Origin of the sequence: Tenacibaculum adriaticum (assembly GCF_008124875.1) — a bacterium.
Lineage (GTDB): Bacteria > Bacteroidota > Bacteroidia > Flavobacteriales > Flavobacteriaceae > Polaribacter > Polaribacter adriaticus.
The window spans coordinates 256458-280661 of the sequence record NZ_VNIA01000004.1; the positions used below are offsets into that span (position 1 = coordinate 256458).

The 24204-nt window shown below is 30.2% G+C and carries 20 protein-coding genes; 10 read left to right on the forward strand and 10 right to left on the reverse strand.

Translation table 11 applies throughout. From position 1 onward, the window contains the following. Positions 1 to 3 precede the first annotated feature (3 nt). The 5 genes from C7447_RS12675 to C7447_RS12695 all read right to left on the reverse strand — a co-directional run bounded on the left by C7447_RS12675 (position 4) and on the right by C7447_RS12695 (position 5065). A complete protein-coding gene (locus C7447_RS12675) occupies positions 4 to 3210 on the reverse strand; it encodes a sialidase family protein (protein WP_148870880.1) in 3207 nt (1068 codons plus the stop codon). Positions 3211 to 3295: 85 nt separating this feature from the next. After that, positions 3296 to 3460: an Arc family DNA-binding protein gene (locus C7447_RS12680; protein WP_148870881.1), complete on the reverse strand. Its 165-nt coding sequence runs from the start codon at positions 3458 to 3460 to the stop codon at positions 3296 to 3298. Further along, entirely contained in the window at positions 3453 to 3968 is a 516-nt protein-coding gene (locus C7447_RS14935; protein WP_211354927.1) for a hypothetical protein, read from the reverse strand. The genes C7447_RS12680 and C7447_RS14935 overlap by 8 nt, the downstream gene beginning before the upstream one ends. Positions 3969 to 4029: 61 nt before the next feature. After that, on the reverse strand, positions 4030 to 4128 hold the full coding sequence (locus C7447_RS12690) for a DUF4177 domain-containing protein (protein ID WP_148870882.1): 99 nt from the start codon (positions 4126 to 4128) through the stop codon (positions 4030 to 4032). A 76-nt stretch (positions 4129 to 4204) separates the two neighbouring features. Then, entirely contained in the window at positions 4205 to 5065 is an 861-nt protein-coding gene (locus C7447_RS12695) for an SPFH domain-containing protein (protein ID WP_148870883.1), read from the reverse strand. A gap of 115 nt (positions 5066 to 5180) precedes the next feature. Here C7447_RS12695 and C7447_RS12700 point away from each other — a divergent pair, with 115 nt between their 5' ends. The 3 genes from C7447_RS12700 (at position 5181) to C7447_RS12710 (ending at position 7208) form a co-directional block, all read left to right on the forward strand. Next, positions 5181 to 5963 (forward strand): S1/P1 nuclease, encoded by a 783-nt coding sequence (locus C7447_RS12700; RefSeq protein ID WP_148870884.1) that lies wholly within the window; start codon positions 5181 to 5183, stop codon positions 5961 to 5963. Positions 5964 to 6065: 102 nt separating this feature from the next. After that, the gene (locus C7447_RS12705; protein ID WP_148870885.1) at positions 6066 to 6584 is read left to right on the forward strand and encodes a TlpA disulfide reductase family protein; all 519 of its coding nucleotides are present in this window, start codon (positions 6066 to 6068) and stop codon (positions 6582 to 6584) included. Positions 6585 to 6590: 6 nt separating this feature from the next. Then, positions 6591 to 7208: a thioredoxin family protein gene (locus tag C7447_RS12710; protein ID WP_148870886.1), complete on the forward strand. Its 618-nt coding sequence runs from the start codon at positions 6591 to 6593 to the stop codon at positions 7206 to 7208. A gap of 34 nt (positions 7209 to 7242) precedes the next feature. Here the strand turns inward: C7447_RS12710 and tsaD are convergent, their stop codons facing one another. After that, on the reverse strand, positions 7243 to 8265 hold the full coding sequence (gene tsaD, locus C7447_RS12715; RefSeq protein ID WP_148870887.1) for a tRNA (adenosine(37)-N6)-threonylcarbamoyltransferase complex transferase subunit TsaD: 1023 nt from the start codon (positions 8263 to 8265) through the stop codon (positions 7243 to 7245). 133 nt (positions 8266 to 8398) lie between these two features. Between tsaD and C7447_RS12720 the strand changes: the two genes are divergently transcribed. From C7447_RS12720 to C7447_RS12740, 5 genes are all read left to right on the forward strand, one after another. Next, on the forward strand, positions 8399 to 12853 hold the full coding sequence (locus C7447_RS12720) for a translocation/assembly module TamB domain-containing protein (protein ID WP_246143072.1): 4455 nt from the start codon (positions 8399 to 8401) through the stop codon (positions 12851 to 12853). Further along, on the forward strand, positions 12846 to 13775 hold the full coding sequence (locus tag C7447_RS12725) for a DUF368 domain-containing protein (RefSeq protein WP_148870888.1): 930 nt from the start codon (positions 12846 to 12848) through the stop codon (positions 13773 to 13775). The genes C7447_RS12720 and C7447_RS12725 overlap by 8 nt, the downstream gene beginning before the upstream one ends. Before the next feature lie 18 nt (positions 13776 to 13793). Further along, on the forward strand, positions 13794 to 14804 hold the full coding sequence (locus C7447_RS12730; protein WP_148870889.1) for a DUF368 domain-containing protein: 1011 nt from the start codon (positions 13794 to 13796) through the stop codon (positions 14802 to 14804). Then, a complete protein-coding gene (locus C7447_RS12735; protein WP_148870890.1) occupies positions 14782 to 15540 on the forward strand; it encodes a shikimate dehydrogenase family protein in 759 nt (252 codons plus the stop codon). Before C7447_RS12730 ends, C7447_RS12735 begins: the two co-directional genes overlap by 23 nt. Before the next feature lie 191 nt (positions 15541 to 15731). Then, positions 15732 to 17579, forward strand: coding sequence for a DUF349 domain-containing protein (locus C7447_RS12740; protein WP_148870891.1), 1848 nt, complete (start codon positions 15732 to 15734; stop codon positions 17577 to 17579). A 138-nt stretch (positions 17580 to 17717) separates the two neighbouring features. Here the strand turns inward: C7447_RS12740 and C7447_RS12745 are convergent, their stop codons facing one another. From C7447_RS12745 to C7447_RS12755, 3 genes are all read right to left on the reverse strand, one after another. Then, positions 17718 to 19337, reverse strand: coding sequence for a family 20 glycosylhydrolase (locus tag C7447_RS12745; RefSeq protein WP_148870892.1), 1620 nt, complete (start codon positions 19335 to 19337; stop codon positions 17718 to 17720). A 143-nt stretch (positions 19338 to 19480) separates the two neighbouring features. After that, positions 19481 to 20251 carry a zinc ribbon domain-containing protein gene (locus C7447_RS12750; protein WP_148870893.1) on the reverse strand — a complete coding sequence of 257 codons (771 nt, stop codon included), beginning with the start codon at positions 20249 to 20251 and terminating at the stop codon, positions 19481 to 19483. A 2-nt stretch (positions 20252 to 20253) separates the two neighbouring features. Next, entirely contained in the window at positions 20254 to 21348 is a 1095-nt protein-coding gene (locus C7447_RS12755; RefSeq protein ID WP_148870894.1) for a Nif3-like dinuclear metal center hexameric protein, read from the reverse strand. A 129-nt stretch (positions 21349 to 21477) separates the two neighbouring features. Between C7447_RS12755 and lpxK the strand changes: the two genes are divergently transcribed. Continuing rightward, positions 21478 to 22500: a tetraacyldisaccharide 4'-kinase gene (lpxK, locus tag C7447_RS12760; RefSeq protein ID WP_148870924.1), complete on the forward strand. Its 1023-nt coding sequence runs from the start codon at positions 21478 to 21480 to the stop codon at positions 22498 to 22500. A 59-nt stretch (positions 22501 to 22559) separates the two neighbouring features. Next, positions 22560 to 23060 carry a thioredoxin family protein gene (locus C7447_RS12765; RefSeq protein WP_148870895.1) on the forward strand — a complete coding sequence of 167 codons (501 nt, stop codon included), beginning with the start codon at positions 22560 to 22562 and terminating at the stop codon, positions 23058 to 23060. Positions 23061 to 23111: 51 nt separating this feature from the next. Here the strand turns inward: C7447_RS12765 and C7447_RS12770 are convergent, their stop codons facing one another. Beyond that, complete coding sequence (locus C7447_RS12770) at positions 23112 to 24188, reverse strand: mannose-1-phosphate guanylyltransferase (protein ID WP_148870896.1); 1077 nt, start codon at positions 24186 to 24188, stop codon at positions 23112 to 23114. Positions 24189 to 24204: the final 16 nt, after the last annotated feature.

Here is a 24204-nt window from a genome sequence, read left to right on the forward strand (position 1 = left end):
TTTTTAATTAAGATTGAATTTTTCTGTTTTTTTAAAAGGAGATATTTCTATCTTTTCTACTTCATTTTTATAAGTAGACCAATCTTTATCAAAGAATTCATTAGTTTTAAATAAAGCATCTTTTAAAGCATCTTTAAATTGTTTAACTAATTGATTTTCTGTTTCTGTTAAATTTCCAAATCTGCTTCTAATATAACCATTAGCCGTTCTTAGGCGTTGATTTACGTTTACTTCTGGACTCCTAATTATACCTTGTCTTTTATCTTCTTTACCTATAAAAATGTTAATCAGCGAGTCGATTTCCTTCGTAATCTCAGTCGATTTTTTTATTTGTTTTTTATAAAGCTTTTTATCTTCCTTAGTTAATTTAGATTTGTAATCATTAGCTATGTTTTTACTTTCCACTAACTGTTTAACAGCCTTAGCCATTGTTTCTTGATAACTTTCTAATTCTTTACCAGCTTTATATTTTTGATTAATAGCTCCTTCAGAAATTGATAATCTAGGGTCAAATTCTACCTTTATGTTCTGTTCAGAAATTTGATCTCCAAAAGTGGCTTTTATTTTATATGTACCAGGTTTTACATCAATACCACCAGGCTCTCTGTTTTGTTTTCGAATTTTTCGTGAAGGTCTTGCGATTCCTTTTTCATCCATAAACCAAACCTCTTCATGTATTCCGTTTTCTTTTGGAGTTTTTCTTTTAATAGTTCTGATAAGACGATTACCATCAAAAATGTCAAATTTAATTGAATCCCATTTTACACTTACTTCTTCTTCTTCTTCTTTAGTATTAAGAGTATCTTTTTTCTTTTTTTGAGTGTCCTCTTTTTTTGTGTTTGGTTTGTTAACATAAAAAGAAACCAAAGCACCACGAGATCTGTTTTCACCATTATACAAAGCATCTGCTCCAAAACGACTTCCTGTTGGTTGTTGGTAGGCTGCTTGATATGCTGTAGGCGGTTCGAATAAAACAATATTCTTTTTTGTAATTTCTGGATTTTTTGCGATAGCTCTTAATGGGCGAATATCATCTAAAACCCAAGCAGCTCTACCGAATGTACCAATAACTAAATCATGCTCTCGCGGATGTATTACCATGTCTTTTACAGGAACTGTTGGAAATCCTTCGGTCCATTTTGTCCATTTTTTACCGGCATTTATAGAAATGTACAGTCCATCATCGGTACCTAAAAACAGTAAATTAGGATTGATAGGATCCTCAATAATACTCAATGTATAACTTTTTACATCTTTCTCATTAACAATACGTTCCCATGTTTTGCCATAATTTTTGGTTCTGTATGCGTATGGTGTGTAGTTAAAACGTCTGTAATCATTTGCAATAAGTAAAGCTTCACCTTTATTTTTATTAGAAGCTTTTATTTGTGTAATCCAACTTCCAGCGGGTAAATCTTTAATGTTTTTTGTAATGTTTGTCCATGTAGCTCCGTTATTTTGAGTTATTTGTACATTACCATCATCTGTTCCAACCCATAGCATGTTTTTTTCTAAAGGAGAAGGTTCTATAACTAAAATTGTACAGTAATTTTCAGCTCCAGTAGCATCTATGGTTAAACCACCACTTTCACTTTGTTTTTGTTTACTTTTATCGTTAGTTGTTAAATCTGGCGAAATTATTTTCCAAGTTAAACCTTTATCGGTGCTTTTATGTACAAATTGACTTCCAAAATAGATCGTTGAATTATCAAAAGGGTCTTGACCAATTGCACTATTCCAGTTAAAACGTAATTTAATATTAGCATCTGGATGTGTTGGGCGAACTGTATAATTATTTCCAGTTTCCTTATCGTAACGAGAAACATATCCTTGTTGGCTCATTGCATATCCGTAACGAGAATTTTCTTTATCAGGAACAACATCAAAACCGTCGCCAAAAGCCAATTCTTGCCAATACGAATTTCTAATACCTTGTGATTTCCATACGTAAGCGGGTCCTCCCCAAGAACCGTTATCTTGCATCCCTCCATAAACATTGTATGGAAATTCATTATCTACATTTATGTGATAAAATTGAGCTACAGGAAGATTTCCAATAAAACGCCAAGTTTTTCCGCCGTCTCTGGTAATATTCATACCTCCGTCATTTCCATCAATCATAAATGAACCATCTGTTGGATGAATCCACCAAGCATGATGATCGGGGTGAACTCCGTTATTAACGCCATAAGCTGGCATTAACTGGTTAAAGTTTTTACCGCCATCTTGCGATACATTTATATAAGTAAAAACAGTATATAATCTGTTTTCATTTTGTGGATCAACATAAATTTCTGAGTAATAAAAAGGGCGATTCCCTATTCCAGGTTTGTCATTTATTTTCTTCCAATTAAACCCACCATCTTCACTTTTGTATAAAGCATTTTTCTTAGCCTCTACTAAAGCATAAATGATATTTGGATTACTTCTAGAAATTGCTACACCTATTCTTCCTAACTCTCCTTTAGGAAAACCTTCTTTTTCTGTAACATGTTTCCAGTTTTCTCCCCCATCATGCGTAATGTAAAGCCCACTTCCTTTTCCACCAGAATTAAAAAACCAAGGATCACGTTTATGTTCCCACATAGCTACGATTAGTTTGTTAGGGTTGGACGAATCCATCACTAAATCTGCAGCTCCAGTTTTTATATTATTGAATAAAATTTGTTTCCAAGTTTTACCTCCATCTATGGTTTTATAAACGCCGCGTTCTTTGTGTGTTCCCCAAGGAGAGCCAATAGCAGCTACATAAATTGTATTTGGATTTGTTGGGTCAATTACGATTCTGTGAATATGTCGGGTTTTTTCTAGCCCCATAGATTTCCATGATTTTCCACCATCAAGGGACCTATAAATACCATATCCACCATTTAAACTATTACGAGGATTTCCTTCACCAGTACCTACCCAAATTACACTAGGGTTTGATTGTTGAATTGCAACAGCGCCTATAGAAGCTGTTACTTCCTTCTCGAAAACAGGCTCCCATTTAATTCCTCCAGAAGTAGATTTCCATAATCCACCAGAAGCTGTGCCTACGTACATAATATCAGTATTAGACTGTACAACATCAATTGACGTAACACGCCCACTCATTCCTCCAGGGCCAATATTACGAGGCTTCATGTTTTTTACTAAATCCATAGAGAAATCTTGGGCTAATAAAAATGAAGAAGTTAATATAAGTAGTAGTATGGTTATTTTTTTCATAAAAAAAAGAATTGCTGATTTAACATAAAAGTACAGTTAATTCGTTTTATAATTCTTAAAAAAGTGTTAATGAAGTATCGGGGTTTTATTCTTCTTTCTTTTTAGGTTCTCGTTTAGCATCTTTTAGAGATTGCATTAACATCCATTCGATTTGTCCATTAGTAGAACGAAATTCGTCGGATGCCCATTTTTCAATAGCTTTGAGCATTTCTTCATTGATGCGTAGTGCAAATGCTTTTTTCTTAGCCATTTAATTGTTTAATTTTTTCTTTATAAGTTTCTAGTACTCGTTTTGCTTCTTCCTCTCTTTGTGTACCAATTAATATTTTTTTACCATTGTTTAAGGTTAGTTGAATACCTAAATCTCCTGATACATTTATAGCTTTTCCTTTGTTTTTATTCCATAATAAACAACCTTTTAATCCCCAGCCTCCATATTCTGAAATTGCATCATATTTTCTAGTATAAGCATTACTCATTTCAGTCCAAAGAATAGTTTTTAATGAAAAGTGGAAAGGAAAAAACTGATAATGAACTCCTTTTTCATCTATTCGTGTTCTAAGTTTAAGAAAAAAAATTAACACTGAAATTAAAACACCAATAGTTAAACCAATTAAATTATGATAATTACCTTCAAATGTGTTTTCAGAAGCTTGATATTCTCTAAATACAATAACAATAGGAGTGATGGTTGAAAAAATTAAAATTACAATTAACCACCATTGTGTAAATTTTTGCTCTTCTTTAAAAACTTTCATTTTATCTGTTTTTTTCTCTTTCAAACACTATTCTAGCTGAGTGTTCAGCAATATGTGTTACTTACCAACCTTGTTTGGCATAATTATTTAAGGTGTCTTCTAAGCGTTCGCTATTTTTTGACAAACCCATTTTCCAATTTATTACTTTGTATTCTTTCATGTTTTATTGGACTAAAATATTAAATATAAAATCTACGATTAGAATTGTTAATGATAAGATTATTTGTATCATAATTTTAGTGATTTAAAGTTCCAGTATTTACAACAGGCGATGCTTCCTTGTCGCTACATAAAATTACCATTAAATTACTTACCATGGCAGCTTTTCGTTCTTCATCTAATTCAACAATTTCTTTTTTATTTAATTCTTCTAAAGCCATTTCCACCATACTAACAGCGCCTTCAACAATTTTATGTCTTGCAGCAACAATTGCTGTAGCTTGTTGCCTTTTTAACATGGCGTTTGCTATTTCTTGAGCATATGCTAAATAACCAATTCGAGCTTCTAAAACTTCAATACCTGCAAAAGCAAGGCGTTCTTCTACTTCTTTTTCTAAAGCTTCGCTCACTTCATTTACACTAGAACGTAGAGTGATGTCTTCTTTATGCCCTTCATCAGCAAAATTATCGTACGGATACATACTAGCTAACTTTCTTACAGCCGCATCTGTTTGAACTCGAACAAAATTTTCATAATTATCTACATCAAAAGCCGCTTTATAAGTATTGGTAACACGCCAAACTAAGATTGTACTAATCATAACGGGGTTACCTAATTTATCATTTACTTTTAAACGTTCGCTATCAAAATTACTCGCTCTTAATGAGATGTTTTTTTTTGTAAAAAATGGATTAGCCCAATACAATCCGTTTTGTTTAACAGTACCAACATATTTTCCAAAAAGCAACAGAACTTTTGAAGTGTTTGGATTTACTAAAATGAGGCCTAGTGAAAGAAATATACCTAAAAAAGAAGTAATTACATATAAAGGGTTACTGTTTGATATTGCTAAATAAATACCTCCAAAAATTAATAAGAAAGCTATGGTTAACATTACATAGCCATTCGTTGGTTTGATGATTTTTTCTGATTTCATTATTTTAAAATTTAAAGTGATATCAAATTGATGTCATAAAGATATATCATTTTTTTTAATATTACCAAAAATTTGAGTTGAAATATTTGTTACTTTAGCGGAAAATATAATTATAATGAAATTTTTAAAACTATTTTTTATACTATCTTTATTAGCTGTTTTTACAGGATTTACAACTTTTGATGTTTGGGGACCAACAGGTCATAGAGCAACAGGAAAAATTGCTGAAAATCATTTATCTAAACGTGCTAAAAGAAAAATAGATGAATTATTACAAGGAGAAAGTTTAGCATTTGTGTCTACACATGCAGATCAGATTAAATCTGATAAAAAGTATAATGAGTTTTACTCTTGGCATTATGTAAACATGCCATTAGATGGTGATTATGAAACTGCTGAAAAAAATCCACAAGGAGATTTAGTAACAGGAATAAATTATTGTGTTAAGGTCTTAAAAGATGAAAAATCATCTAAAGAAGATAAACGATTTTATTTAAAAATGCTAGTACATTTAGTAGGAGATTTACACCAACCAATGCATATTGGCCAAAAGGAAGATAAAGGTGGAAACACAATACAAGTTCAATGGTTTAAAAAAGGAACGAACTTGCATAGAGTTTGGGACGAAAACATGATAGAAGAATGGAATATGAGTTATTTAGAATTAGCTAGTAATGCAAAAGATTTATCGAAAGAACAAATTAAAGCTATTCAAAAAGGAAGTGTTTTAGATTGGGTTAAAGACACACATCAAATAACCCAAAAAGTTTATGGGTCGGTAGAAGTAGGAGAAGATTTGCGTTACCGTTATTCGTATGAGTACTTTCCTGTTGTAAGAGAACAATTACAAAAAGGCGGATTACGTTTGGCAAAAATTTTAAATGAAATTTTCTGTTAAATCAATAAAAACAAATAAATTAAAGTCTCTTTTTAAGAGGCTTTTTTTGTTAAATAAAGTTAATTTTTTAAATAACAGAATCACAATACATATTTTTATCCTATGAGATTTAAAGGACTATATTTACTAGTTTTAGTATTACTTTTTTCATGTAAACAAAATGAAAAAAAAGAAATTAGAGAGGCAATTTCTGAAAAAATTGAAGGTATTAAAGTGTATAATTACAGTCAATTAGAGCCGTTGTTGAATAAAAAGGATGATAAGACTTATGTGGTTAATTTTTGGGCGACTTGGTGTAAACCTTGTGTAGATGAATTACCCGTTTTTGAAAAGATTAACACAGAATTTAAAGATAAAAATGTAGAAGTGTTGTTGGTGAGTTTAGATTTCTCTAATCAAATAGAAGATCAATTAATACCATTTATAAAAGACAATAAACTTCAATCAAAAGTAGTTTTGTTAGACGATCCAGATCAAAATAAATGGATTAATAAAATTAATGAAAAATGGAGTGGAGCAATACCTGCAACATTAATTTATAACAAGAATAAAAGAGCCTTTTACGAACAATCGTTCGAGTATGAATCATTATTAAAAGAATTAAATAAACTTATTAATTAAACAATTATGAAGACTTTTAAAACACTATTAATCTTATCAGTATTTGCAATTACATCAGCATTTACAGTGAATTCAATAAAAGGATATAAAGTTGGAGATACTGTAGAAGATTTTTCGTTAAAAAATATAGATGGGAAAAAGATTTCTTTAAAAGATTATAATAAAGCTAAAGGGATTATTTTAGTATTTACATGTAATCATTGTCCGTTTTCAAAAATGTATGAAGATAGAATTATTGCCTTAGATAAAAAATACAAAAACTTAGGATACCCAGTAGTAGCAATAAACCCTAACGATCCCGCAGTTTCACCTGGAGATGATTTTGAATCTATGAAAGAGAGAGCAAAAACTAAAGGATTTACCTTTCCTTATTTATTCGATGAAGGGCAAAAAGTGTATCCAAAATTTGGAGCCACGAGAACACCTCATGTTTTTGTATTGAGTAAAAAAGAAGATAATAGCATGGTAGTTTCTTATATTGGAGCTATAGATAACAATTCTGGAAATGCTAATGAGGCATCGGAAAAATATGTTGAGGCGGCAGTAGATAATTTACTAGCAGGAAAAGCGCCTGTAACGACCGAGACAAAAGCAATAGGTTGCTCCATAAAGGTGGCAAAATAAAATAAAAAAAGCGAACTCAAAGAGTTCGCTTTTTTTATTCTGTAACTTTTAATCTTGCTTTCGCGGTGATAGAAACATCAGAGTAATCTTCATTTAAGTATTTTAAATACCCTGTAATAGCTATCATAGCGGCATTATCGGTAGTGTATTCAAATTTGGGAACATAAGTAGTCCAATTCCAATGTTTTTCAGCAATTTTAAGACGTTTTCTTATCTCAGAATTCGCAGAAACTCCACCTGCAATTGCTATATGTTTAATTCCTGTTTGCGTTACAGCTTTTTTAAGTTTACCAATTAAAATTTCAATAATGGTGTATTGAATGGAGGCGCAAATATCATGGAGATTTTCTTCAATAAAATTAGAATTCTCTTTAACATTCTTTTGAAGAAAATATAAAATTTGGGTTTTTAATCCGCTAAAACTAAAATCTAAATCACCGACTTTTGGTTTGGTAAATTGAAAAGCTTTCGGATTTCCAAGTTGTGCATATTTATCAACCAAAGGTCCACCAGGATAAGGTAAACCCAAAATTTTTGCAGACTTGTCATACGCTTCACCAACGGCATCGTCAATAGTTTCACCTAAAATTTCCATTTCAAAATGATTGGTGATTTTTACAATCTGTGTATGTCCGCCACTAATAGTTAAACAGATAAAAGGAAATGGTGGAATTTTACTATCATCTTCTTTAATAAAATGGGCTAAAATATGAGCTTGCATATGGTTTACATCAATAAGAGGAATTTGCAATCCTAATGCTAGTGATTTAGCAAAAGATGTTCCTACAAGTAATGACCCCATTAAACCAGGTCCGCGAGTAAAAGCAATAGCAGAAAGTTGCTCTTTTGTTATTTTAGCTTGCTCAATGGCTTGTTGTACAACAGGTACAATATTTTGTTGATGAGCTCTTGAGGCTAGTTCGGGAACAACACCTCCATACTTCGAATGAACTTCTTGATTTGCAACTATATTACTCAGTACTTTTCCATCATGAATTACTGATGCGCTAGTGTCATCACAAGAACTTTCTATCCCTAAAATATAAATATTTTGCACGCTTAATTATTCAATTAATTAGCTACAAAAATATTCATAATACGTTAGATATTCGTTAAAATTGATGTTTCTTTGTAATAAGGCAAAATTTTTGATGTTTTACAGGTAAATTAATAGGCGAGTTATCAAAAAAGTGAACAAAATATTAATGAGATTAATAGGAGTCATTTTGATTCTTCTTCTCCTTTTGATGCTTATATTATCTATACCTGCTGTTCAGAGTAGGTTGGCTAAAATTGCTACAAATTATCTCAATAAAGAATTTAATACTAGCATTGTTGTAAAAAAAATAGATTTGTCTCTTCTAGGAAGTGTTCAGTTAAAAGGGATAGAAATTCGAGATCATCATCAAGACACACTTATTTTTGTAAAAAACTTAAAAACATCGTTACTTAATGCAAAACGAGTACTGGATAATAATGTGAATTTAGGGGATGCTACTTTAAGCGGAGCTCATTTTTATATGAAAACCTATAAAGGCGAAGAAGAAGATAATATGTCTATTTTTTTAAAAAGCTTTGAAGATGATAAACCTCAAAAAGATTCAACCCCTTTCGTTTTAAATTCTCAAAACATATATATTGATGGTTTAACTTTTGAATTGAAAGATGAAAATAAGAATAACCATCTTCAATTCGCTGCATACAATGCTGGAACCAGTGTGCAAGATTTTTCGTTAGTAGGTCCTAATGTTTCTATGAAAATAAGAGGGTTGTACTTTACAGATAATAGGGGGATAAATGTAACAAGTATGTCAAGCGATTTTGAATATACCAGAACTCAAATGCTCTTACAAAATACAATTATTAAAACAGATAATGAAACGAACGTAGTTGCAGATATAATTTTTAAGTATAAACGAGAAGATTTTTCAAGTTTTTTAGATAAAGTTAAAGTACAAGGAGAATTTAAAAAGAGCTCAATATCAGTAATAGATTTAAACAAGTTTTATGGTGAATTAGGAGGTGCAGATATGTTGTTTTTTACAGGTAAAATAAAAGGAGTTTTAAATAATTTTAGTGCAGATAATTTAAATATGTATTCTAAATATGGAATGCAAATAAAAGGTGATTTAGGTTTTGTAAATGCATTCAATTCCGAAAGAGGTTTTGTTTTTGATGGAAATATTGATAGAGTCTCTTCAAATTATAATCAATTAAGAAGTATTTTACCGAATGTACTGGGAAAAAAGTTACCATCAGATTTTAAAAAGTTTGGTAATTTTAATCTTTCAGGAATTATTAAAGTTACTCCCGAGCAAATGGACGCTACTTTAGAAGTTCATTCACAAATAGGAAGTACTATTTCTGATTTACAATTAACTAATATTGATAATATTGATAACGCTAGGTATAGTGGAGAAGTAGAGTTTATTGATTTCGATTTAGGTAAATTTGCTAATGATCCTCAATTAGGAAAAATATCTTTAAAAGCAGATGTAAGAGGCCGTGGTTTTCAAGTAGAAAACATCAATACCACTATCATAGGTAATGTCTCTAGTTTAGAATTTAATGGGTATTCCTACAAAAATTTAAGTGTAAACGGTCAGTTTCAAAATAAAAAATTTGATGGCTTTTTAGATGCAAAGGATGATAATTTCAATTTAAAATTTAAGGGATTAGCAGATTTTTCTTCCGAAGTAAACAAATTTGATTTTACGGCAGATATCGATAAAGTTGATTTGACAAAAACGAACCTTTTTAAAAGAGATAGTTTAGCGATATTAAAAGGAAAAATTGAGTTGGATATTTCAGGAAATACATTTGATGATATCATAGGTAAAGCTACGTTTACCAATGTGGTTTATACTAACAATAAACAGGTTTATCCTTTTGAACAGTTTGAAGTTAATTCATCTGTAAAAGACAGTATAAAAACAATAAAAGTAGATTCTAAAGATATTGTTCAGGGCGAATTAGAAGGAAAATTTACATTTTCTGAGTTATTCCCTGTTTTTCAAAATGCTTTAGGGAGTGTGTATACAAACTATAAACCTATACCAGTAGCTCCCAATCAATATATAAATTTCGATTTTGCTATTTACAATCAAATTGTAGATGTGTTTTTACCTCATATTTCAATTAGTAAAAACACAAAAATTAAGGGAAGAATTAATTCGAATAGAGACGCTGTAAAAATAACCTTTTCATCACCTCAATTAGATATTTATAAAAATGTAATTGATGAAGTTTTGTTGCGGATTGATAATAAAAACACTCTCTACAATACACACTTAACTGCTGATAAAATAACAACCAAATATTATGATGTTACCGATCTTAATTTATTAAACAGAACGGTAAATGATACTTTGTTTTTTAAATCAACATTTAAAGGAGGAAAGAAAAAAGCGGAGGATTTTAATTTAGATTTCTTTTACACGATTAATCAAAATCAGAAATCCGTGGTAGGTATACAAAAATCTACGTTTAATCACAATGATTATGATTGGGTGGTAAATCCAGAAGGTAATAATGATAACAAAGTTACATTTGATTTAAGAGAAGATAGCTTTTCTTTTAGTCCTTTTTTATTGATTTCTGATGATCAAAAAATTGAATTTTCAGGAGATTTGTTTGGTGATGATTATAAAGATTTAAAATCAAAACTCACTAATGTTCAAGTAAGTAGTGTTTTGCCAGAAATTGAAAATTTAGACTTAAAAGGAGTTATAAATGGAGTCGCCGAATTAAAACAAAAAGACGGAAATATACAACCATTGGCAAATCTAACGATTAAGGATGTTATTGTAAATGAATTTTCTCAAGGTACCTTAAAGATTAAAGTAGAAGGACAAAATTCATTCAATAAATACGATGTTGATATTTCGTTAAGAGATTATGAATTTGATAACGTAAAAGCTATAGGATCTCTCGATTTTTCTACTGAAAAACCTACGATGGATTTGGGAATTACTTTTAAAGAGTACGAGCTTAACGGTTTTAGTGATTTTGGAGGTGAAGTAATTTCAAACCTACGAGGAAGATTATCAGGTAATTTTACCTCAAAAGGAGAAATTTCAAATCCTGATTTTAAAGGAAACTTAAATTTAATAGAAGCAGGTTTAACATTCCCATATTTAAACATAGATTTTGATTTTATCGAAAATGCCAATATAAAATTACAAGATCAATCTTTTATAGTTAAAAACATTGTTTTAAAAGATACAAAATTCGATACAAAAGGATATTTATCTGGAAGTGTTACACATCAAGAATTTGAAAAGTGGTATATGAATTTAGATTTAAATACCCCAAATTTATTAGTATTAGATACTAAAGAGGCAGAAGAAATACCGTATTATGGATCTGCTTTTTTAAGAGGTAATGCTCAAATAAGAGGTCTAACAAGTAATTTAAGTATAGATGTTAATGGAAGTACTCAACCGGGAACCATTTTTGTAATTCCTTTAAACGATGTAACCACAATAGATAATTATAAACTCATTCGTTTTAAAACCGAAGATAAAGAAGAAGATCAAAATCTAGGTATTGATAAAATTAAAGGGTTAAATTTAACAATTAAGCTGGATGTTACTAAAGATGCATTAGCGCATGTGGTAATCGATAAAATATCTGGAAGTGATTTAAAAGGAAGCGGTACAGGGAATCTGGATATAGAAATTGATACCCGTGGAAAGTTTAATATGTTTGGGGATTTAAAAATTGAAAAAGGGGTATATAATTTTAAATATGGAGGAATTATTAATAAACCATTTAACGTGCAAAAAGGAGGGACTATTTCTTGGAATGGGAGTCCGTTTGATGCTGAATTAGATTTGACAGCAATTTATGAAACTAAGGCTAATCCAGCTCAATTATTAGATAATATTAACTCAACTCGTAAAATACCCATAGATTTATATACAAGAATTACAGGAGGACTATTTAATTCGAAACAAGAGTTTGATATAAAAATACCCAATGCAAACTCAACTATTGCCTCTGAATTGGAATTTATATTAAATGAAAACGATTTAAATACGAAAATGCAACACTTTACTTTTTTACTGGCTTTTGGTACTTTTTTCGATGAAGAAACTATTGGTAGTAGTGCCAATTCAGGGATAACAGGAACAGCTGCTCAAATGGCAACGAGTATATTGTCTAATATGTTGAATAGTGAAGATAGTAAATTTCAAGTGGGTGTAGGCTATACACAAGGAGATAAAGCAGATGTTAGTAAATTAAGAAACGCTATTGATGATCAGGTAGATGTTTCTGTATCTACTCAAATAAGCGATAGAGTTTTAGTAAATGGTAAAGTAGGGGTTCCAGTTGGAGGAAATACTCAAACAAATGTAGTTGGAGAAGTAAAAGTTGAGGTGTTATTAAATGAAGAAGGAACGTTAAGAGCTAATTTTTTTAACAAACCGAATGAAGTTCAATATTCATTAGAAGAAGAAGGGTACACACAGGGATTGGGACTATCCTACCAAGTAAACTTCAATAATATTAAAGAATTGAAAGAAAAAATTGGACTCAAAAAGAACAAGGATAAAAATATAGATAGTATAAACGTTAAGCAAAAAAGACCACTAATTAATTTTAAAACTAAAAAAGATACAACCAAAATTAAGAATGAGTAGAACAATTAAAGATTATTTTATAATAGGGTTAAAAGGAATGGCAATGGGAGCCGCAGATGTGGTTCCTGGAGTTTCAGGAGGTACAATAGCATTTATTTCGGGTATATATGAAGAGCTTTTGGGGTCGATAAGTAATATAAATTTAGAATTATTTAAAACCTTAAAAAAAGAAGGGTTTAAAAAAGCTTGGAAACAATTAAATGGAACCTTTTTACTTTCACTTTTTGTAGGGATTGTTATAAGTGTTATTTCATTAGCAAAAGTAATATCATGGTTACTCGACCATCATCCTGTTTTATTATGGTCTTTCTTTTTTGGATTAGTTTTAGCAAGTATAATTTATATTGGAAGGCAAATCACAAAATGGAATACAATTTCTATTATAGTGTTAGTTTTAGGTGCTGTTTTAGCATATTACATTACCACTTTAAACCCTCTAGTTTCAGAAAATTCCTCCCCAATTTTTATGTTTTTAGCAGGGGCAATAGCAATTTGTGCTATGATTTTGCCAGGTATTTCAGGTTCTTTTATTTTGGTGCTTTTAGGGGCATATAAACCTATTTTATCTGCAGTAAATAATAAAAATTTTCAAATTATAGCATTTGTTGGTACTGGTGCTATTATAGGGTTACTTACTTTTTCGAAAATATTAAAATGGCTGTTTGATAATTATAAAAATTATACGTTGGCAGTATTAACAGGCTTTATTATTGGTTCACTTAATAAAATTTGGCCTTGGAAAAAAGCGTTAACCTATAGAATAAATTCTCACGGAGAGAAAGTGCCTTTTAATGAATTGTCAATTTCACCTTATTCTTTTGATGGAGATCCACAAATAATGTACGCTGTTTTACTATCAGTATTAGGCTTTGGTTTAATTTTATTACTAGAAAGACTAGCTGTTAAAAATAATAGTCTTTAGTTATAACGACCAGAATAAATGTACAAACAACGAAAACTATCAGAAAAAATCAATCTATTCTTAAAAGGATTGGTAATGGGTGGCGCTAATAAAATTCCTGGTGTTTCTGGTGGTATGGTTGCATTTGTAATGGGGTTTTATGAAGAGCTTATATTTGCTTTTCAGAGGATAAACGGTAAAGCCTTTAAGCTACTTTTTAACGGACGGTTTAAAAGTTTTGTACAATATACAAACATACAATTTTTAGTGTTGGTTATGCTAGGAAGTGTATTTAGCTACTTTAGTGTTTCTTTGATTTTAGATTATTTTATTAAGAACTACGAACTTTATGTTTGGGCTTGGTTTTTTGGAATGATTATAGGTTCTATTTATTATATTTCCAAAGACTTTGGAGATTGGAGGGCCAAAAACATCTTAGCGTTAATCGTTGGAGCTTCTATAGGAATAGCGATTAGTTTTATGACACCTGCTAAAGAAAACGATAATTTATGGTTTGTTTTTGCTTGTGGTATTATTGGTGTTTCAGGAATGACCTTACCTGGTTTGTCGGGTTCTTTTATACTTATTTTGTTTGGAAATTATGTACTCTTGTTAGTAGATAGCGTAAATGTTTTAGGAAATGTTATTAGCCAATTATTCTCAGGGAATTTTGATGTATTAAAAGATCCAATTAAAATTAGATATCTAAAAATCATAGGATCATTTACAGCAGGATCTGCCTTTGGATTAGTATCAATATCCCATGTTTTAGGCTATGTTTTAAAAAGATGGCATCAAATTGTTACTGCTCTTATTATTGGTTTTATAACGGGTTCTTTAGGAATTGTTTGGCCATGGAAAAAAACTGTTTTCAAAACAGATAACGGAGATTTTTTACTTGACCAAGAAGGAAATAAAATTGTAGAAAATTATCAACGTTACATTCCAGATTTTGAAAAACAAGAAACGTGGCTTGTTATTGGATTTATATTAGTAGGTATTTTATTAGTTTTAGCAATCGATTATTATGGTAAAAGGCGAAAAAAATAAATTATTTGGTCTTTTGGGAAGAAATATTTCTTATTCTTTTTCCAGAGAGTATTTTACAGAAAAATTTAAAGAATTAAAGCTGGAAAATCATAAATATATAAATTTTGACTTACAACAAATAGAAGATTTATCTGAGATTTTAAAGGAAAATAAAAATGTTTTATGTGGTTTAAATGTAACGATTCCTTACAAAGAAGAAGTTTTTCCTTTTTTAGATACTATTGATAAAAAGGCAAAAAAAATAGGAGCGGTAAATAGTATTAAAATTTCCAAAAAAGGAAAGTTGAAAGGATATAATACCGATTATTATGGATTCAAAAACTCTTTAAAGCCACTCTTAAAAAAACATCATACAAAAGCATTAATTTTAGGAACAGGGGGTGCTTCTAAAGCAGTAGCGCATGCGTTAAAAAAGTTAGATATAAAATACAAGTTTGTAACGCGAACTAAAAGGAATGAAGAAATGTTTACTTATTCTGAATTAACTTCAAAAGAAATCACTGAGTACACAATTATTATAAATTGTACCCCTTTGGGTACACATCCTAATATTGAAAATCGTCCGGATATTCCATATCAATATATTAACGAAAAACATTTGCTGTACGATCTAATTTATAATCCTGCAAAAACTACATTTTTAAGTTTAGGAAAAAAGCAAGGAGCAACCACAAAAAACGGATTAGAAATGCTTGAATTACAAGCTGAAAAATCTTGGAAAATTTGGAATAAATAACATCGTTCGAATAGTTTTTAAATTAAATTACAACTAATTTTTTTAGAAATCTTTATTTTATATTAAGGTTAAGGATGTTAAAAATCTTCTTAAACACAATATTTTAAAGGGTTTTACTTAAATTAAACTTTGCAATTATGCAATAATCCGTATCTTTATAATCTAATTTTGGAACTTTAAACATTATATAAATGTTAGAAAATAACGATAAAAGCGTAGAGAATAAATCAAAGAGTACAGTTGATAGTAAAATTACTGAAGAAACATCAAAAGTAGTAGATGCTATAGAAAATGAAGTCGCGGAAGAAGCTGAAAAGAAAGATGAGAAGCACGAAATACCTATGTTAGACTTCAATTCTATGGAGTTAGAGAAACTAGTAGAGGAGTTAAGTAAGCTAATAAAAAACAATCCTGTTCAACAAATAAAAGCGAATTCGGATGCAATTAAAAATGCCTTCAATAGTAAATTTGGTAAGTTATTAGCAGAGAAAAAAGAAGCATTTTTAGCAGAAGGAGGAAATTCTATCGATTTTCAATTTTCGAGTCCCATTAAAACAGAATACAATAAACTTTTAAAAGAATATAAAACAAAACGTGATGCTTATTATTCTCAATTAGAAAAGCAACTAAATGAAAATTTAGATAAGAGAAATGCTGTAATTGATGAGTTAAAAGCATTGATTGAAAATGCAGATCCAAAAACAATGTACAATGAGTATCAGCAGATACAAGAGCGATGGAAAGCAATAGGGTCTGTACCGAGAAGTCGTTATAATGATACTTGGAAAACCTATCATCATCACGTAGAGCGTTTTTATGATATTTTACACCTTAATAAAGACTTTAGAGAGTTAGATTTTAAACATAATTTAGAAGAAAAGCTAAAATTAATTACTCGTGCCGAAGGCCTTTTAGAAAAAGAAGATGTTAATGACGCATTTAAAGAATTACAGGATTTACACCGCTTGTGGAAAGAAGATATAGGTCCAGTAGATAAAGAACATCGAGAAGATGTTTGGGATAAATTTAGCGAGGTAACCAAAAAACTACATGATAAACGCCATGAACATTTCCGTGAATTGAAATCAAAGTATCAAGATATTATTGATGCAAAAATGTTGGTTATTGAAGAGCTTAACGCTTACGATACTTCAGGTAATAAGACACATAACGATTGGCAAAAAAGCATTAAAGAAGTGGAAGCTATTCGTAAAAAATATTTTGATGCTGGTAAACTTCCGTATAATAAAAGTGAAGCGGTTTGGCAAGAATTTAAAGCGGCTACAAAAAAGTTTAATTCAGAAAAGAATGTTTTTTATAAAGAAGAAAAAAATTCTCAAAGTGATAATTTAAAGAAAAAGATCGCTTTAGTTGAATTAGCTGAAAGTATTAAGGATAGTGAAGATTGGGAGGAAACTACCAACACAATGAAGCGTATTCAAGCCGATTGGAAAAAAATAGGTCATGTACCACGCAAATTTTCTGATGATATTTGGAAACGTTTTAAAAGTGCTTGTAATTATTATTTTGATAAATTACACGCTCGTAAAAATGAATTAAATAAAGAGCAACAAGATGTTGTAGATGCAAAAAAAGTATTCTTAGATGAATTTAAAGTAGAAGAAGTAGCTACATTAGAAAATATACAGGATGCTATAAATAAGTGGAGAGATTTAGGTAGGTTACCAAGAAACGCACGCCATTTAGACGGTAAATTTAATAAAGTAATCGATACTCAATTAGAAAAATTAAACTTAGGTCGTGAAGATATTGAAATGATGAAGTTTAAGAATTTAATTGAAAACCATTTAGAACAAGAGGATTTAAAAAAATTAGATAACGAGCAATTTTATATTCGTAAAAAGATAGATGAAACGGTTCGTGAAATGCAGCAATTAGAAAATAATTTAAGCTTTATTTCTAATGCTTCTGCAGATAATCCATTGGTACAAAATGTACGTAAAGAAATTCAAGGGTTCAAAGATGAATTAGATCTTTTACAATTAAAGTTAGATTATATTAAAAAGCTAGATTATTAGTTTTTGGCTAATAAACTTATAAAATCAAGATCTTAGTAAAAAACTCGAAACCTAATGTGGTTCGAGTTTTTTGCTTTTTATAGGGATTGTTATCGTTTTTATGTAAAATAGTTGCAAATCAAATCTTTATATGTATTATCAATACTTTTCAATCTTTTCAAGAGAATTTTCATTTTTATTCCAATCAATTAAGATTGAAGGGTAATAGTTAACATTCATGCGATTTAAAAAAGATGATTGTTTTGCCAAACGAAGTCTATAATTTTCCCAGTCCCTATTCTCTTGAGTTGTCCAACCGAGTTCTGAATACCCAATAGCTCTTGGAAAAGCTAAGTACTCCAATTCATCAATATTGCTAATGGTTTCTGACCACAGAGGTGCTTCTATTCCTAAAATATTTTTTATTGGTATACCATCATAAGATTCTGGTGTCCAAATGTAGGCAGTATCAACGGGGATATAGCCTGCCCAGTGTAACCCATGTTTGGAGAGCGAGTCATATTTCATGTCTAAATATGCTTTTTTAGCTGGAGACATAATAATTTTCATGTTTTTATTTATAGCTTTTTCTGCATTTTTTTTGCTAGACCAGAATTGTGAAATGGAAGTAGAATCTATATTCGCTGTGGCAATCTCATCCCATCCAATTATACGCTTACCATATTTTTGAACAATCTTTTCTACTTTAGTGATAAAATATATATAATCTTTCTTTTTAGTTACATGACTTTCGTCTCCACCTATGTGAAAATAAGGACCAGGTGAAAGAGCAGATATTTCACGAACTACATCATCAATAAAAGCATAAACGGTATCTTTATGAGTGTTAAATGTACTAAAACCTACCTTCATCCCTTTATATAGTTTTGGAGTTTTGCCATTCCCATTCAAAAACGGATAAGAAACAGAGGCAGCATTAGTATGCCCAGGCATATCAATTTCAGGAACAATTATAATATGATGAATTGCTGCATAATTAACAATTTCAGAGTATTCCTTTTGGGTATAGAAGCCACCAGATCCTCCACCTACTTCTGTACTTCCTCCAATTTCCGTAAGTTTAGGCCATGATTTGATTTCTATACGCCATCCCTGATCATCAGTAAGGTGTAAATGGAGTGCATTATATTTATAGTATGCTAATATATCAATGTATTTTTTGACATCTTCAACGTTAAAGAAATGACGTGCTACATCTAGCATTGCTCCTCGATATTCGAATTGAGGAGAATCGATGATTTTTCCTGTAGGAACGACCCATATTTTAGTGCTTGAAAGAGTATCATTACTTGTCTCTGGAATTATTTGTTGTAAGGTTTGGATACCTCTAAAAGCTCCTTCTGTAGTATTAGAATTAAGTATTATTGAATCTTGAGTTATGTATAGTTGATAAGCTTCTCGTTTATTGTGATTAATACCATTTGATTGGTTAATATAGATAACGGTTTCTTTATCGAGAATTTCATCTATATTTACTTTAAGATCTAAATCAGTTTTTGCTTTAATTTTATTAGCTAAGAACCTCCCAACTTCTTCAAACTCTGTATTATTTTTAGAGGTGTAAATAGCAGTATGTTTATCCAGAGCAAATCCACTATTAGTAGAAATCACTTTTAGAGGTTTTGGAATAAAACTCTCTGCAGCTAAATCTGTTTTCGGGAAAGTAATTACACGTTTCTTTTTTTGTAAGGTACAAGCAGTTGAGATTATTAAAAAAAATAAAATGATTAAATTTTTGATTGTTATAGGAGTTTTCATAATCTTTAGTTCTGATTTGTTAGAATATAGCTATTCGATAATAGCTAAGTTATCAGAAATTAATTTTAGAAGCAAACTTAAATTGAACTCAACAAAAAAGCCCTCGTAACCGAGAGCTTTTAAAATATATTTTGATGAAAATATTAAGCAAATATGCTATCAATTTTATCCTTTTCTTCTTGGGCTAAAGCAGCGTCTACTAAAATACGCCCACTATGCTCGTCAATGGTAATTTTTTTACGGTTGGCAATTTCTAATTGTACTTGTGGCGGAATCGTAAAGAAAGATCCACCAGCAGCTCCACGTTCAATAGAAACGACAGCTAATCCGTTTTTAACTTTTGTACGAATTCTGTTATAGGCATTTAGTAAATGCTCGTCGATAGATTTAGAATATTCTTCCGACTTTTCGTGTAATAATTTCTCCTCTTTTTCAGTTTCTTTTAAGATAGCGTTTAATTCATTTTTTTTGTGATCTAAATGATTTTGTTGTTGTGCTAATCTTTCTTTAGTACTGTCAATTACTTCATTTTTTTGAGCAATTTTAGCTTTAAATTCTTTAATTCTTTTCTCGGCTAATTGAATTTCTAATTCTTGAAATTCAACTTCTTTACTTAAAGAATCAAACTCACGATTATTACGAACGTTCTTTTGTTGTTCTTCGTATTTAGTTATTAGCGTTTTAGACTCTTCCATCGCTAATTTTTTATTGCTTATATCTGCCTCTAAATTAGCAACATCTTCAGCTAAGTTAGAAATTCTGGTGTTTAATCCGGCAACTTCATCTTCTAAATCTTCAACTTCTAAAGGTAATTCACCACGAACGTTTCTAATATCATCAATTCTAGAATCGATTAATTGTAAATCGTATAACGCTCTTAATTTCTCTTCTACCGTTACTTCTTTTTTTGCCATCTTTAAATATAGTGTATTGGATTTGTACTTTTTTCGCTTAAAATAATTGCAAAATTACTAAATTTTTCGGTAAGATACTCAACTAAAAGGTTTTTTGTAAACTGTTCACTTTCATAGTGACCAACATCGGCTAATAAAATCCTTTTTTCAGCTTTAAAAAATTCATGATATTTAAAATCAGCACTCACATAAGCATCTGCTTTTGATCTAATAGCATTGCTGATAGCAAAACTTCCAGAACCGCCTAAAACAGCTACTTTTTTTATCGATTTGTTTAGTAATTCTGAATGGCGTACACAGTCTGTTTTAAATATCTTTTTAACGAATTGTAAAAAATCTTTTTCATTCATTTCTGATGACAATTCACCAATCATCCCCATTCCTATATTTTGGTTAGTATTATCTAATGTAATTATTTCATAAGCGACTTCTTCATACGGATGATTACTAAATAATGCTTTAAGGACTTTTCCTTCTAGATAATTTTCAAAAACCACTGAAATACAAGTTTCTTCTTCAAACATTAGCTTTCCTTTTTCACCAACTGTAGGATTAGAATCAGGGTTACCACGATAACTTCCCTTTCCTTCAACGTTGAAACTACAATGGTCGTAGTTTCCTATGTTTCCGGCTCCAGCTTCAAATAATTTATTTCGTAAATCATTGGCATCAGCAAAAGGAATATAAGTGGTCAATTTTTTTATAATTCCCTTTTTCGGAATTAAAACCTGTGTGTTTTCTAATCCAAGAACTTCACACATTTTAGCAGAAACTCCGTTGTTAGAATTATCTAAAGCAGTATGTGTAGCATAAATAGCAATATTATTTTTTATAGCTTTCAATACTACACGCTCTACATAATTATTGCCGTTTAGTTTTTTAAGGCCATTAAAAATAATAGGATGAAAGCTAACAATAAGGTTACAATTTTTAGCAATCGCTTCATCAACAGTTTCTTCAAGAGTATCTAAAGTAACTAAAACTCCTGTAACTTCTGTTTGGTAATTACCAAGGAGTAGACCTACATTATCAAAATCTTCTGCGTATGAAAGAGGTGCAATATGTTCTAAATAATTAGTGATGTCTTTTATTTGCATAGTTCTATATTAACTGAAATCAAAGTTACTAAATTTAGTGATTACGAGGAGAAACGACGAAGTAATCTATTTAATAAGATTGGCTCACTGTTGTTCGCAATGACGGAAATATTTTCTACTTTTGGCTTAATGAAAATACTTCGGTTTTTACTATTTCCATTTGCCATCTTATACGATTTGATAATTTCAATTCGTAATTTTTTATTTGATGTTAACATTTTAAGATCTATATCCTTTGATATTCCTGTAATTGCTGTTGGGAATTTAAGTGTAGGAGGAACAGGTAAATCGCCACAAATTGAATATTTAATTCGATTATTAAAAAATGAACATAAGGTTGCAGTTTTAAGTCGTGGATATAAACGAAAAACGAAAGGATTTCAATTAGTAAATTCAACGCATTCTGCAGAAGATGTGGGAGATGAACCACTCCAATTTTTTAAAAAATTTGATAATGTTACTGTAGCTGTGGATGCTAATAGAACGAACGGAATTCAACAGTTATTGAAGTTAGTAGATCCACCAGAAATTATATTGTTAGATGATGCTTTTCAACATAGAAAAGTGAAGGCAGGTTTTTATATTTTACTTACCAAATACGACGATTTATATGTAAACGATTTTATTTTACCTGCAGGACATTTACGTGAAAGTAGAAAAGGAGCGAAGAGAGCAAATATAGTTGTTGTAACTAAATGTCCGCAAAATCTATCAGACACAGAACAAAATAAAATCATTAAAAAACTCAACCTGAAGTCAAATCAAAAAGTATTTTTTACCGCTATTGATTATGATAAAAAATTAAAAGGAAGCGGGGAGATTTCAATAGAAAATTTAAAAAATAAAGAAATTGTTTTGGTTACAGGAATTGCAAATCCGACTCCATTATTAAATTATTTATCAGAAGAAAACATTAATTTCACACATTTGAAGTTCCCAGACCATCACAATTTTACTTCAGAGGATATTTCAAGAATACATACTGTTTTTAACGGAATTGAATCCGAAGAAAAAATATTAATTACTACCGAGAAAGATTACGTTCGACTTAAAGATAAAGTAGCTAATATTAGTTATATAGCAATAAAAAGTATTTTTTTAACTGATGAAAAACTGTTTGTTTTTGAAATTCAGGAGTTTATAAAAAAATAAATTTATTATATTGGCATTGTTTTTGGTATTGTGAACTGAATATAAACGTATTATAGCAGATGAAGAAATTGATTTTAGGTTTAGGAATGTTTATTGGTGTTGTGAGTTTTTTAAATGCACAAAGTACCGTTGTTTCTAATGGTGATGAGGTTGAGCAGACTAAAGAGAATTTAATACAAATAGATTGGCAATCAACTTTTAAAGAAGCCGTTAAAAAAGCAAAAAAAGAACATAAGCCTATTTTAATTTATTTTACGGGTTCAGATTGGTGTGGACCTTGTATGGAGTTAGATAAAAACTTATTTCATACAGAAAAGTTTAAAGCATATTCGAAAGAAAATATGGTTTTATACTTAGCAGATTATCCTAGAAATAAAGATTTAGTAACCGCTAAAAATAAAGCAACAAATGAAGAGCTTAGTAGAAGGTATGCGCAAACTTCATTTCCAACATTAATAATGATTGATGAAAACGGAAATGTGTTAGGTAGAAAAAATGGTTCTTATATGGTTGAGTATTATTATCCTTTTTTTGAAGAAATTTCCAACAATTATAAGTAATATTCCATAAAATGATATAAAAAAATCCGCTGAAATTTTCAGCGGATTTTTTTATACGAACTCATTACCAAAAGTATTTTTGGCGTTCGCCATAATTTGTTTAATATCTTGATCGTCTTTTCTAGGACAAATCATAATAACATCTTCTTTCTCTACAACGATAAAATCTTGTAAACCTTGAATAATGACCTTTTTTCCGTTTTGAGTTCGGATCATGTTTCCGTTGGCATCTCTAAAAATAGTATCTGCACCAACAGTTGCATTATTATGAATGTCTTTTTCTAACTTATTATAAAGAGAACCCCAGGTTCCTAAATCGTTCCAACCAAAATCAACAGGTAAAACATGAACGTTTTTAGCGCGTTCCATGACACCAAAATCAATAGAAATGTTTTCACATTTTTCATAATTATTACGGATGAAGTCATCTTCAAAATCAGAATTATAAACATTATTTCCATCATCTAAAACATCAACCATTTCTGGTAAATAGTTTTTAAAAGCTTTGATAATACTTTTCACCGACCACACAAAAATTCCTGCATTCCATAGATAATCACCACTCTCTATAAATTGTTTTGCAGTTACTAGATTTGGTTTTTCGGTAAAGTTTTTTACTTTTTTTATTTCTGCAGAATTTGCTTCAAATTGAATATAGCCATAACCTGTATTAGGGTGATCAGGTTGAATTCCTAACGTCATTAAAATATCTTTTTCAGAACAGGCTTTGAATGAAGTTTCAATGTTTTTAATAAACTCAGCTTCATTGTCTATCCAATGATCAGACGGAGCAACCAACATAACCGCGTTTGGATTTTGATTATAAATTTTTAAAGCAGAGTACAAAATACAAGGTGCAGTATTACGCATTGCAGGTTCTAACAATAACTGATTTTGGTTAACCTTAGGTAATTGCTCTAACACTAGTTTTTCGTATCGTTCGTTGGTTGCAATTAATATATTTTTTGATGGCACTAATTCATTAATTCTTTCGAAAGTTCGTTGAATTAGCGTTTCTCCCGTTCCTAACATATCATGGAACTGTTTTGGAAATTTTTGTGTACTTACAGGCCAAAACCTAGAGCCGACACCACCCGCCATAATAACTGCGTAATAATTATTGTTCATAATTTTGATTGATTTT